We start from the raw sequence: 12402 nt of genomic DNA, 5'->3' as shown, positions 1-12402 counted from the left end.
TGGAAACTATTCGCTTGACGTGAACAGAACGGGCCTGCTGCGCGGTTGATCGCGCGGCAGGCCCGGTGGGGTGGCGGTGGCGGTCCGTCAGAACCGGTACCTGTGGACGAACACGTCGGGGAGCTTGTTGGAGTCGTCCGGCACGAGGGTGCCGTCCTCCGACGTGAACAGCACCGTGGTGCCGAACGCGTCGACGAACGGGGCGCTCGACCCGCCGGTGCTCTGCGAGCCGTCGGTGGCCACGCTGACCCGCTCGGTGCGGTTGCTCCACAGGTCGAACCGGAAGACGTCGGAGGCGTTGTTGGTGTCCCCGGGCACGAGGTCGTCGGCCGTCGAGCTGAAGTAGACCCAGCGGTCGTCCGCCGTCATCCGGCCCTCCCACGCGTCGGAGCGGACCGTGGTGCCCGGGAGGGCGACGGTGACGGAGCGCTCGGTGCCCTGCTCCAGGTCGCGGACGAACACCTCGAAGTGACGGTCCCACGGGCCGGTGCCGTGGAAGACGGGGGCGGAGAAGACCGCGAACCGGCCGTCGGGGCTGAGGCTCGGGTTCTCCACGCCGCGCGAGCCGCCCTTGCCGTCCGGGCTGGCGAGGCGGGTCTCCTCGTCGTCGAGGTCGCGGACGTAGAACGGGTAGCTGCGGGGCTTGAGGATCCTGGGGCTGCTGGTGCCGGTGCCAGTGCCGGTGCTGGTGCCGGTGCCGCTGCCGGTGCTGGTGCTGCTGCTGCCGGGCGCGAGGTCGTCGGCGGTGGTCAGGTCGCCGAAGGCGTCCTCGGGGAAGGCGCCGGGCTTGTCCTGGGCGATGAGGTTGGTCGCCTTGGAGATGAAGCCGACGGTGCGGCCGTCCGCGCTGATCACCGGCGAGGCGGAGGAGCCGTTGGCCGCGGTGCCGTCCGCGCCGATGCTGACCAGGCGGGTCTTCCCGGTCCGACGGTCCGTGACGTAGATGGTGCCGCCGTGCGGGGTGATGCCGGCGGGGGCGAGGTCGGTGCGGTCGGACTGGAAGGCGACGTAACGGCCGTCCCAGCTGATCGACGGGGTGCCGGCGGAGTGGCCGGTCTGGGGCTTCGCCGGATCGGTGGCGGCGACCGGCTCGGTCCTCCCGGTCAGGCGGTCGTGGACGTAGACGTCCGGGGTGGCGCGGCCGGCGCCGGAGCCGAGGTTCGTCGCGGAGGACGTGAACGCCACGAAGCGGCCGTTGCCGCTGATGGTGGCCTCGTAGGAGTCGAGGTCGGCGTCGGCCCCGGCGGTGCCGACGTCCTCCCGTTCGACCTTGCCCGTCCACAGGTCGCGGACGAAGACCTTGGTCCGGCCGTTGCCGCTGCCGGGCAGGAGGTTGGAGGCGCTGGAGGTGAAGACGGCGAAGCGGCCGTCCGCGCTCAGGCCCTGCGCGTTCGAGGCTCCGTCGGGCTGCGAGCCCGGGGTGCCGACCGTCACCCGCTCGGTGACGCCGGTGGGCGCGTCGGCGTGCGCGGGCGCGGCCGCCGCGCAGGCCAGCGCCGCCGCGGCCAGTGTGCAGGCGGCGCGCAGGACGTGGCGCGTCGGGCGTGCTCGGTTCATCGTGGTCCCTCCCCTGGGATCGGCGGGCCGCGCTCGACTCCCCGGCGGCCGGCCCGGAGTGAGCCAAGCGCCTGATGGGGAAGGGGTCAACGGTTGTGCGGCCGGGGCGGCGTATTCACGTCAATCGTTCTCGCACTGCCTGCCGAGTACGGCCTGCCGAGGCTGCCTGCCGAGTGCCGGCGACCGGACGCGGCGTCTCCGCCCCGGCGCGGCCCGGTGGCGTCACCGCGCCGCCTCTTCGGCCTGCGCGGCCGCGCGGACGGCCCGGACGTGCGGGTCGGTGCGGCGGTCGTAGCGCCACAGAGTGGGCAGGGCGGCGGAGAGGGCGGCGACGCTGGTCAGGCAGAGGAGCCCGCCGGTGCGCAGTGCCGCGCGGATGCCCTGCCGGGCGGCGAGTCCACCGGCGCGCAGGTCGCCGAGGGCCGGTCCCGCGGAGCCGATGAGCATCTCCAGCCCGGCCGTGCGGCCCCGGAGTTCGTCCGGAATGGACTGGTTCCAGATGGCGCTGCGGAAGGTGTCGCCGGTCCAGTTCGCGGCGCCCGCGACGACGAGGCACGCGAGGACGGCCCACAGGTGCGGCACGGCTGCGGCGCCGGCCATCGCGAGGCCCACCGCCGCGGCGGAGAGGAGCACGAAGCGGCCGTGCCGGTGCACGCGGTCCGTCCAGCCGCTGGTGGTGGCGGCGACCAGGCTGCCCGCCGCCGAGGCGGCGTAGAGCAGGCCGAGGGCCCATACGGCGTCCAACTCCCGTGCGAGGAAGGGGAAGAGTGCGGTGGGAAGGGCGAAGACGGTGGCCGCGAGGTCGGCCAGGTAGGTGCCCAGCAGATCCGGCCTGCGGGCCGCGTACCGGGCGCCCTCGGTGAACTCGCGCCACTGCGGGGCCTCGGCGTCCCGCTCGGACGGCACCGGGCGGACGGCGGCGAGCAGCGCGATCGAGACCAGGAAGGTGGCGACGTCGACCAGGTACGCCACCGGGACGCCCGCCGTCGCGATCACGAGGCCGGCGGCGGCCGGGCCGGCCAGTCCGGCGACGCTCCAGCGCAGTGACAGCAGCGCGCCGGCCGCGACCAGCTGATCGTGCGGGACGAGGCGCGGGATCATCGCCTCCAGCGAGGGCTGCTGGAGCCCCTGGAGCGCCGCCGCGAGCCCGGCCGCCGCGTACAGCGGCCACAGCGCGGGCGTGCCGAGCAGCGCGTTGGCGAGGAGGAGCGCGCTGAGGACGGCGAGCGCGATCTCGGTGACGAGGGCGACGGTGCGGCGGTCGGCGCGGTCCGCGAGCACGCCGCCGTACAGGCCGAACAGGATCGTCGGCACGAGTTCGACCGCGCCGACCGCGCCGACGGCGAGCGGCGAGCCGGTGAGGTCGGCGATCTGGAGCGGGATCGCCGTCATGGTGAAGACCGAGCCGAGCAGGGTGACCGTGCCGGAGGTCCAGGTCAGGCGGAAGTCCCGGGAGGAGCGCCAGGGCGCCGTGTCGAGCCAGGGCGGGGTGGGCATGGGTGTGGTCCTCGATGCTGTCCTTATCGCTGATAAATTCCGGCGCCGACCTTATCGGCGATAAAGTTGATGGGCAAGCGAATAAGGCGGGCGAACGACGCGGAACGGGTTCGGAGGGCGGTCGGCATGGCGCTGCAACGTGACGAGGTGGTGCGCACCGCGCTGCGACTGCTCGACGAGGTCGGCATCGACGGGCTCACCACCCGCCGCCTGGCGCGCGAACTCGGCGTCCAGTCACCGGCGTTGTACTGGCACTTCAAGAACAAGCGGGAACTGCTCGACCTCATGGCCGAGGCCATGCTCGCCGAGGCCCTGCCGCCCGACCGCACCCCCGACCCGCAGCACTGGCCGGACTGGATCGCCGCCGACGCCCGCGCGAAGCGCCGTGCGCTGCTCGCCTATCGCGACGGTGCGCGCGTGCACGCCGGCACCCTGCCCAGCGAGGATGAACTCCCGGCAGTCGAGGCCCAGGTGAGTGCCCTCTGCCGGGCCGGGCTGCGGCCGCGCACGGCCCTGCGGCTGCTGCTCGCCGTCGACCGGTACATCATGGGCTGGGTCACCGAGGAGCAGGCCTGGCGGCAGGACGCCGAGGACCGCGACACGCCGCTCTACGACGACGACGCCCTTCGCGACCTGCCGCTGCTGCGCGAGGCCGCCGACGTGCTGCGGATGGCCGACCACGACGCCGACTTCGAGTACGGGCTGCGGGTCATGATCGAGGGGTTCCGTGCGGAGATCGCACGGGAGGCCGGGGAGTCCGGCGAGGTCGGGGAGGTCGGGGAGGTCGGGGAGTCCGGCGACGTCGGGGAGTCCGGGGAGTCCGCTTGAGGAGAGGGGGCGGATTCCGGGTGCCGGGAGATCCACTAGCGTGAGCGCCATGCGAACCCTCGATGCCCGCAGCACCGCGCTCGTCCTCGTCGATCTGATGGACCGGATCGTCGCCAACCCGCTCGCCCCGCGCCCCGGCACGGAGGTCCTCGCGGCCTCGCTGGAAGTGGCCGGGGTCTTCCGCGAGGCCGGTGCCCCCGTCGTCGCCGTGCGCGTCGAGCGGCCGAACGTCGCCGAGCAGCCGCCGGGCAGCGACCTGGTCGCGGAGGTCGCGGCGGTGGCCGACGAGGTCGTGGTCAAGCGCACGATCGGCGCTTTCCACGCGACCGGGCTGGACGAGTTGCTGCGGGCGCGGGGTGTCAGGACCGTCGTGCTGGCCGGCATCGCGACCAACCTCGGCGTCGAGTCGACGGCCCGCGCGGCCGTCGACCTCGGCTACGAGGTCGTGTTCGTCGAGGACGCGATGACCGCGCTCACGGAGGAGGAGCACCGCGCGCCGGTGGCGCACTCCTTCCCGCGGCTCGGGGCGGTCGCCGGGAAGGCCGAGCTGACGTTCGGCTGATGATCCCTCAGGCGCGCTTGAGGGCTTCGCGGAGCCGGCCGTCGCAGTCCGTGAGCAGACGGGCGGCGGTCGGCGCGTCGACGTCCGCGAGCAGGACGAGGACCGCGTCCTTGGCCCGGCCGTCGGTCGCCGCCAGGGCGCGGCGCACGTCCGCGTCGGCGGCGCCGGTGGCCTCGGTGACGATCCGGCGGGCGCGGTCACGCAGCTTGGCGTTGGTGGCGCGGACGTCGACCATCAGATTTCCGTACGTACGGCCCAGGTGGACCATGACGGCCGTCGAGATGAGGTTGAGCACGAGCTTCTGCGCCGTGCCCGCCTTGAGCCTGGTCGAGCCGGCCAGGACCTCCGGGCCGGTGACCACCTCGATCGGCAGCTCGGCGGCCGCGACGAGCGCCGAGCCGCGGTTGCCCGCCAGCCCGGCGGTGAGCGCACCGGCGGCGCGGGCGCACCGGACGGCGGCCACCGCGTAGGGCGTCCGGCCGGAGGCGGAGACGCCGATCACGATGTCGTCCGGGGTGAGTGCCAGGGCGGCCAGGTCCGCCGCGGCGAGGTCGGCGCGGTCCTCGGCGCCCTCGGCCGCCGCCGTGACGGCCGCCGGACCGCCGGCGATCAGCCCGACGACCCGGCCGGGGTCGGTGCCGAAGGTCGGCGGACACTCGGCGGCGTCCAGCACCCCCAGCCGCCCGGCCGTCCCGGCGCCCGCGTAGATCAGGCGCCCGCCCCGCCGCATCCGCTCGGCGGCCCCGTCCACGACGGCGGCGATGCGCTCCAGCTGCCCGGCGACGGCCGCGGGGACGGTCCGGTCCTCGGCGTTCATGAGGTGCAGGAGGTCGAGAGTCGGGAGCCCGTCGATCTCCGCCCAGTCGGGGCGGACGGTCTCGGTGGTCGTCTCGGTGGTCGCTTCGGCCATTGCTTCGGCGGTCGTTCCGGCGGTCGTTCCGGCGGTCGTTTCGGTGATCGTTTCGGCGATCGGGAGTGCGGGCTGGTTCATGCCGCTCAGCCTCCCCGGGGGTGACGGCCGCCAACCCGGGCAGACGCCGATGGCCGAGCGGCCGGTGTACGGGTGTGCGATGGCGGCGCCCACACCGAGGTGGGGCGCCGCCATCGGGACGCCGGGGCGGCTCAGCCCGCCGGAGCGTTCCGGCTGGGCCCGGGGGTGACTGCGGAGCCTCGCCGTTGCGGTGATCGACGGCTCCGGTCCGGGGCAGTCGCCTGGCGTCCGGTCACCGCGGGGCGCTCTGCAGGGCGCCGTGGAGGAAGAGGTCGACGAGCTCGGCGGTGGTGAGCGGGTCGGGGGCGCCGGGGCGGCCGGAGGACATGATCATCAGCTGGAAGGCGTCGGCGAGGCGTTCCGGGCTGAGCCGCAGCGCGTCGTGGTCCGGCTCGAACAGGGCGGCGAGGGCGGCGCGCGGCCGGGCCAGTCCGGCTTCGCGGTCGGGCAGCTTGCCGTCCGGGCCGGGCCCGGGCCGCTCCAGCCGGCCACCCGCCATGAGGGCTCCGGCCACGGCTCCGATGCGGGTCAGGTGTCCGCGCACGACGTCGGCGGCCTCGGCCAGCCGGTCGGCGAGGGGCTGGTCCAGGGGGATCGCGGCGAGGTGGGTGATCGTGTCGTCGGGGTTGAGGACCTCGGCCATGCACGCGGCGAGGAGGGCGTCCTTGTCGTCGAAGACGCGGAAGATCGTGCCCTCGCCGATGCCGGCGGCCCGGGCGATCTTGGCCGTCGTCACGGACGCGCCGTACTCGACGACGAGGGGGAGCGCGGCGGCGACGATCATCGCGCGCCGCTGCTCCGGGTCCATCGCGGGTGCCCGGCGTCGGGCGGGCTGGGTGCCAGGTGTCTCGGTCATGACTCCATGATGTGGAGTGAGCACTCACTCCGTCAATGGGTTATCGGCCGTCAGTTTTGGAACTCGCCGTCAGTGGACAGGAATTCGGCGATGCGGGCGATCGTCCGGTGGTTGTCGTCGAACAGGTGCGCCTGCATGCCCAGGGTCAGGGCGGTTTCGACGTTCGGCGCGTGGTCGTCGACGAAGAGGCAGTCGGCGGCGCGGACGCCGAGGATCGTGCAAGCCTTCTCGAAGGCCTGCGGGTCGGGCTTCTCCACACCGATCTCGTGTGAGTAGACGATGTGCCCGGCGTCCTCGACGAGCTCGTCGAAGCCGTAGCGGCTCACCTCGCGCTCGCGGGCGCCGACGAAGCTGTTGCTCAGGATCCCGAGCCGGGTCCGGTGCCGCAGGCCGCGTACGTGGGCGATGAGTTCGACGTTCGGCGTCCCGAGGTACTCCGCCCAGAAGTCGGCCATGAACGCCGTCGCCCGGGGCGGGTCGAGGCGCAGTCGGGCGGCCACCTGTCGGCGCACCTCCGCCTCGTCGACGGCGCCGATCGAGCCGGCGTGCCAGACGTCCTCCAGACGCTGGTCGACGGTGCCCGGCGACAAGCCCAACTCCCGTTCCCAGTAAGGAATCCAGCCGGTTCGCGGCGTGTGCTCCAGCACGCCGCCGATGTCGAGGATGATGCAGCGTTCGTCCATGACCCACTGTCGGCGGGCGGGGACCGGCCGGGTCAAGCGGTTCGCGCGCTCTGTGACAGGGGCGTGACAGGGGCGGCCGGCGGGGTCGCGGGCCGGGTGCTGCTACCGGGCGGGTGAGGCGACCGGGATGCCTTCGGGGCGTCCGGCGAGGAGTGCGGCGAGGTGGTCGGCGCAGCGGAGGGCGGCCTCGGCCATGGCCGTTCGGGTCATGCCCGCGACGTGCGGGGTGAGCAGGGCGTTGGGCAGGCCGAACAGGGGCGAGGCGAAGGCGGCGTGCTCGTGGGCGAAGGTGTCCACGGCGGCGGCCGCGAGGGGGTGGGCGGGGTCGCGCAGGGCGTTGGCGAGCGCCCCTTCGTCGACGATGCCGCCGCGCGCGGTGTTGAGGAGCACCGATCCCGGTCGGAGCAGGGCGAGTTCGCGTCGGCCGATCAATTGGCGCGTCTGCGGGGTGAGTGGGAGGTGCAGGGACACGACGTCGCTGGTGGCGAGGAGGGTGTCGAGAGACGGGACGTGCCGTATCGGTGGCGCGGTCGGACGGCGCGCGTGTGCCTGGACGGTCATGCCGAGGGCGGACGCGCGTGTCGCGAGTGCCGTGCCGATCAGGCCCGGTCCCACGATGCCGAGGGTGAGTTCGGAGAGTTCGCGCGGCGGGGTCGCGGGTGCGCCCCAGGCTCCTCGGTGCGACCTCTCGTTGTGGGCGGACAGGTCCCTTGTGAGAGTGAGCAGTTGGGCGAGGGCGAACTCGGCGACGGCGTTCGCGTTGGAGCCCGGGGCGTGGGTGACGGTGATGCCGCACCGGGCCGCGGCGGCCAGGTCCACGTGGTCGGTGCCGGCTCCGGCGCGGCCGATCACCCGCAGCGGGCGGTGTCGTTCGGGGGCCGTCGCCGCGGCGAGGAAGGCGGCGCGCAGGGGCACGCCCGCGCGGGACTTGAGCGCGTCGAAGCCCGGTCCGCGGCTGAACTCGGCCATCAGGGACGCCTCGTCGAAGGGGTCGAGGTCGGTGAACTCGACGAGCTCCGACCAGGCGGACCGGGCACCCGCCCGGTCCTCGACGCGCCGGAGGTTGAGCGTGACGGCCAGGCGGTGGCCGGTCAGGCGCTCCAGTTCGCGGTCGAGGAGCGGACCGGGGGCGGCGTCGAGCAGGAGGACTCGCGGGTGATCCATGGTGAAGGTGCGTGCCGTTCGGTCGGGTTGTCCGTCGGGACGGTCATCGGGCCGTCCGTCGGGACGGTCATCGGGCCCTCCGCCGGGCCGTCCGTCGGGACGGTCGGCCGGCGGCGCGTCAGGCCATCCAGAAGAAGACGGCCGTCATCCGGCGGTCCGCCAGCTCGGTGCCGTAGTAGGTGGTGGCGCTGTGGATGAGGTTGGCGTGGTAGAGGAGCAGCTGGTTGTAGCGGTTCGGGACGCGGACGTCCTCGGTGAAGTGGTCGGCGGGCACGTGGCGGGTGCCGAGCGCCTCCACGAGGTTGTTGTGCGGCGCGTTGACGAGGTTGCCGCCGAGCCGGCCGCCGGGGAACTGCTGGCGGTAGAAGCTGGTGCCGGCGTCCTTGGGGGCGCCGGGGCTCAGGTAGAGCACGGCGGCGTAGCGGCAGAGCGCCCGGGAGTCGGTGTGCGGACGGGACTCCGACTCGCCGGCGCCGACGACCTGGACGCAGTTGTGGTTGAGCGTGCCGCCGCCCGGTGTGCTCTGGACCCAGAGCCGGGAGGCGCCGGTGGCCTTGCGGACCTGGGCCTCGACGCGGGCGAGCTCGCCGGGCTCCAGGCCGGGCATGGTGCGCAGGCCGGGCCAGGTCTCCGGGCGGTGCGGGTAGCCCTCGGTCCAGTCGCCGCGGGCCAGGACGCGCTCGCGGACGGCGTCCGGATCGGGCAGGACGTTGTCCAGGACCCAGTAGTCCCGGCCGCGGGTGGGCTTGCGGTAGGGGAGGACCGGCAGGGCCGTCGGCCTGATGGGCTGTGGGGGCATGGGCATGGGCCGACGATAGGGGCGGCGGGCGTCAACTTTCTGCCGTGAACAGGTCAACCTTTCGTCAAGTGGTGATCGGGGTGCGGGCGTTCGGTTCGGTGCCGGGTGTGCAGTCGTTCGTGGTCGGGCGGCGGTCCGGCGGGTGGTCGTGCCCCGCCCGGTTCGTGGTCATTCCTCGGCTGCCTTGGTCACCTCGGTTTCCTTGGCTTCGTCGGCCGCCCCGGCTTCGTCGGCCCGGACGGCGAAGTCGCCGAGCGCGCCCTCCAGGCGGTCGAAGGCGCGGGCGGCGGACGGGCGGACGGCCGCCGCGACGGCCTCGTGGTCCTCCCCGGCCAGGGTGCGGCGGAACACCTCGGTGGAGACGGCCCGGGGGACGGCCGCCAGCAGGCCGGCGGCGACCCGGCTCTCGAAGTCGCCGGCCGGCACGTGGGCGGCCTCGGCCAGGGCGGTGGCGAGCGCCGTCTCGCCCTGCTCGTGCAGCTCGCGCAGCCGGGCGGTCAGCGCGGGGCTCTCGGTGATGGTGCGGGCGAACGCCTCGCCGGAGAAGCCGAGCGCGGCGTCGCGCCGGTCGATCTCGGCCAGGCAGGCGCGGCGCAGCGCGGCGAGGGCGGACTCGCCGGGGGCGCGGTCGGCGACCGCTCGGGCGTACCTGGCGACCATCTCCTCGTGCAGGTCGAGGAAGAGGTCCTCCTTGCGCGGGAAGTGGTTGGTGACGGTCATCTTGGCGACGCCGGCGGCCGTCGCGACCTCGGCGATGGTGGTCCGCTCGAAGCCCCGGTCGATGAAGAGCCTGGTCGCGGCGTGCGAGATCGCCTCGCGGGTGCGGCGCTTGTTGAGCTCGCGCAGGTTCGGGGTGCTGTCGGTCATGGCGCGAGCCTAGCGTAGTTCGCTGGGTCGAGCACAGAAATTATGCTTGACCCAATCACTGGGTTCGACCTAAGTTCTTCCTCGGCGGCCGGACAGGCCGTCGGAGGAGTCCTCGGCCGCACGGGCGTGGACACGACGTCGAACCTCGGGGAGGGGCCATGACCGCGAAGGTCACCACGGTGAAGAGGGAACCGGCGGAGGGGACGGCCGGGCGGACGCCGGTCCGCGCCGGGCGGGAGCCGCTGCCGCCGGGCCTGATGAAGATGGGTGCGGTGCTGGCGCTCGGTCCGGTGCTCGCACTGCTGGACACCACGATCGTCAACGTGGGCATCGACTCCGTCGCCCGCGACCTGCACGGCTCGATGGCGGCGGTCCAGTGGGTGTCCACCGGGTACCTGCTGGCGATAGCCCTGGTCATGCCGCTGTCCGGCTGGGCCGCCGGGCGGTTCGGCGCCCGGCGCGCGTGGCTCGCGTCGGTGGTGCTGTTCGTCCTCGGCTCCGCGCTGTGCGGGCTGTCGTGGTCGACGGGCAGCCTGATCGCCTTCCGGATCATCCAGGGGATCGGCGGGGGGATGATCCAGCCCCTCGGGCAGACGCTCATGGTGCAGGCGGCCGGTCCGTCCAGGATCGGGCGGGTGATGGGCACGCTGCTGCTCCCGATCAGTCTCGCGCCGGTCCTCGGCCCGATCCTCGGCGGTGTGCTGCTGGATCACCTGAGCTGGCGCTGGATGTTCCTGCTGAACGTCCCGGTCGGGCTGGTCACCGTGCTGCTGGCGCTCCGCTGGCTCCCGTCGGAGGGCGGTCCCGCGCAGGCCCGTCCCCGGCTGGACGGCCTCGGCCTGGCACTGCTCTCCCCGGGCCTGACGGGCCTGGTCTACGGGCTGTCGGTGATTGCTGACGGCGGCTGGGCCGGCCCGGCGGCGGCCGCGGCGGGGGCCCTGCTCCTCCTCGCGTACGGGTGGCACGCGCTGCGCCCGTCCGCCGGCGGGGGTCGGGCGCCGCTGATCGACCTGCGGCTCTTCGCGCGGCGCGGCTTCGCGGTCGCGACGGCGAACTCCTTCCTCCAGGGCGCGGCGCTCTACAGCTCGATGTTCCTGGTGCCGCTCTACTACCAGCAGGTGGAGCACGCCGGCGCGGTGGAGGCCGGGCTGCTCCTGGCGCCGCAGGCCCTCGGCACGGCGGTCACCTCGCTACTTGCGGGGCGGATCGCGGACCGGCTCGCACCGCGTCCGCTGATCCTGCTCGGCATCGCCTGCTCGCTGCTCGGCACACTCGCCTTCACCCGGCTCGGTGCGGGCGGCGGTCCGGCGGACCGGCTGCTGGCGGCCTCCCTGACGCTGCGTGGCGTCGGCATGGGAATCATCCTCATACCGGGGATGGCGGCGGTCTACTCCAGCGTGGAGAAGGCCCAGGTGCCGGCCGCCGCGAGCGCGGTCAACGTGCTCAACCGGCTCGGCGGCGCCCTCGGCACCGCGGTGCTGACGCTGGTCCTGCAGCAGGCCCGGAGCGGGCACCCGGGCCACCCGGCCGCGGCCTTCGGCGACACCTTCTGGTGGGTGCTGGCCCTCTCCGCCCTCTCGATAGCCCCCGCCCTGCTCTACCCGGGCACCCGCAAGCAGGTCTGACGGCGCGACAGGGGAGCCGTCTCATCCGGGAACCGCGCGGCGGTCCCGTTCGCTCACCTCAATGATCAACTTCCAAGGAGTACTCATGTTCACCAAGCACCCCGGCGGACTCCGCCTGCTCACCGTTCACGCGCACCCCGACGACGAGTCCAGCAAGGGCGCGGCCACGCTCGCCCGGTACGCGGCCGAGGGCGTCGACGTCCTGGTGGCCACCTGCACCGGCGGCGAGCGCGGCTCCGTCCTCAACCCGGCGCTGGACCGCCCGGAGGTGCGGGCCGACCTCCCGCGGATCCGACGCCAGGAGATGGCCGCCGCCCGCGAGATCCTGGGCGTGCGCCAGCAGTTCCTCGGCTTCACCGACTCCGGGATGCCCGGGCCCGGGGAGGACCTGCCCGAGGACTGCTTCGCGGCCCAGGAGTTGGAGGTGGCCGCGGCCCCGCTGGTCGCCCTGATCCGGGAGTTCCGTCCGCACGTCGTCATCACGTACGACGAGACCGGCGGGTACCCGCACCCGGACCACGTGATGACGCACCGGGTCTCGGTCGAGGCCTTCGAGGCCGCCGCCGATCCGGACCGCTATCCGGCGGCGGGGGAGCCGTGGCAGGCGGCGAAGCTCTACTACCACCTGGCGCTCTCCCGGGCCTGGTTCCGGACCATGCACGACGCGATGACGGAACGGGGCGTCCCCTCGGCCATGGGCGAGTTGCTCGCCGGCTGGCCGGACACCCCGCCCGCCCTCGCGACCACCACGCGGATAGCGTGCGCCGAGCAGTTCGTGGTCAGGGACGCCGCGATGCTCGCGCACGCCACCCAGGTCGAGCCCGGGGTGGCCTTCATGGCCCACCCCCGGGACATCGAGCGCGAGGTCTGGCCGACGGAGGACTACCACCTCGCCCGGTCCTGCGTGCCGGCCGTGGCCGAACTGCCCGAGGCCGACCTGTTCGAGGGACTGCGATCGTGAGAGGAGGCGGCG

General features: G+C 73.9%; 12 protein-coding genes. 4 read left to right on the top strand and 8 right to left on the bottom strand.

What is annotated here, in order from left to right; translation table 11 throughout:
• Positions 1-87: 87 nt before the first annotated feature.
• Positions 88-1557, bottom strand: coding sequence for a TolB family protein (locus tag ACFXDE_RS14420; protein ID WP_380494121.1), 1470 nt, complete (start codon positions 1555-1557; stop codon positions 88-90).
• Between the two features lie 222 nt (positions 1558-1779).
• Positions 1780-3054 (bottom strand): MFS transporter, encoded by a 1275-nt coding sequence (locus ACFXDE_RS14415; RefSeq protein WP_380494119.1) that lies wholly within the window; start codon positions 3052-3054, stop codon positions 1780-1782.
• Between the two features lie 126 nt (positions 3055-3180).
• Here ACFXDE_RS14415 and ACFXDE_RS14410 point away from each other — a divergent pair, with 126 nt between their 5' ends.
• Entirely contained in the window at positions 3181-3882 is a 702-nt protein-coding gene (locus ACFXDE_RS14410) for a TetR/AcrR family transcriptional regulator C-terminal domain-containing protein (RefSeq protein WP_380494117.1), read from the top strand.
• 49 nt (positions 3883-3931) lie between these two features.
• Positions 3932-4444, top strand: a complete 513-nt coding sequence (locus ACFXDE_RS14405) for an isochorismatase family protein (protein ID WP_380494115.1) — start codon at positions 3932-3934, stop codon at positions 4442-4444.
• 7 nt (positions 4445-4451) lie between these two features.
• On the opposite strand, the gene murQ is transcribed toward ACFXDE_RS14405, so the two are convergent.
• The 6 genes from murQ to ACFXDE_RS14375 form a co-directional block, all read right to left on the bottom strand.
• Complete coding sequence (murQ, locus tag ACFXDE_RS14400; RefSeq protein WP_380494262.1) at positions 4452-5354, bottom strand: N-acetylmuramic acid 6-phosphate etherase; 903 nt, start codon at positions 5352-5354, stop codon at positions 4452-4454.
• A 313-nt stretch (positions 5355-5667) separates the two neighbouring features.
• Entirely contained in the window at positions 5668-6291 is a 624-nt protein-coding gene (locus ACFXDE_RS14395; protein ID WP_380494113.1) for a TetR/AcrR family transcriptional regulator, read from the bottom strand.
• A gap of 50 nt (positions 6292-6341) precedes the next feature.
• Positions 6342-6974 (bottom strand): HAD family hydrolase, encoded by a 633-nt coding sequence (locus tag ACFXDE_RS14390; RefSeq protein WP_380494111.1) that lies wholly within the window; start codon positions 6972-6974, stop codon positions 6342-6344.
• Between the two features lie 102 nt (positions 6975-7076).
• Complete coding sequence (locus ACFXDE_RS14385; protein WP_380494109.1) at positions 7077-8138, bottom strand: NAD(P)-dependent oxidoreductase; 1062 nt, start codon at positions 8136-8138, stop codon at positions 7077-7079.
• Between the two features lie 118 nt (positions 8139-8256).
• Positions 8257-8937, bottom strand: a complete 681-nt coding sequence (locus tag ACFXDE_RS14380; RefSeq protein ID WP_380494261.1) for a DUF6445 family protein — start codon at positions 8935-8937, stop codon at positions 8257-8259.
• Positions 8938-9105: 168 nt separating this feature from the next.
• Positions 9106-9804 (bottom strand): TetR/AcrR family transcriptional regulator, encoded by a 699-nt coding sequence (locus tag ACFXDE_RS14375; protein ID WP_380494107.1) that lies wholly within the window; start codon positions 9802-9804, stop codon positions 9106-9108.
• A 158-nt stretch (positions 9805-9962) separates the two neighbouring features.
• On the opposite strand from ACFXDE_RS14375, the gene ACFXDE_RS14370 reads away from it, so the two are divergent.
• Both ACFXDE_RS14370 and mca read left to right on the top strand, forming a co-directional pair.
• Positions 9963-11429, top strand: a complete 1467-nt coding sequence (locus tag ACFXDE_RS14370) for an MDR family MFS transporter (RefSeq protein WP_380494105.1) — start codon at positions 9963-9965, stop codon at positions 11427-11429.
• Positions 11430-11514: 85 nt separating this feature from the next.
• On the top strand, positions 11515-12390 hold the full coding sequence (gene mca / locus ACFXDE_RS14365) for a mycothiol conjugate amidase Mca (protein WP_380494103.1): 876 nt from the start codon (positions 11515-11517) through the stop codon (positions 12388-12390).
• Positions 12391-12402 lie beyond the last annotated feature (12 nt).

The sequence above is a fragment of the Kitasatospora sp. NPDC059408 genome (assembly GCF_042751525.1).
Taxonomy (GTDB): Bacteria; Actinomycetota; Actinomycetes; order Streptomycetales; family Streptomycetaceae; genus Kitasatospora.
Note: the sequence above shows the minus strand (reverse complement) of the source record. Positions and strands in the feature narration are given on the sequence as shown.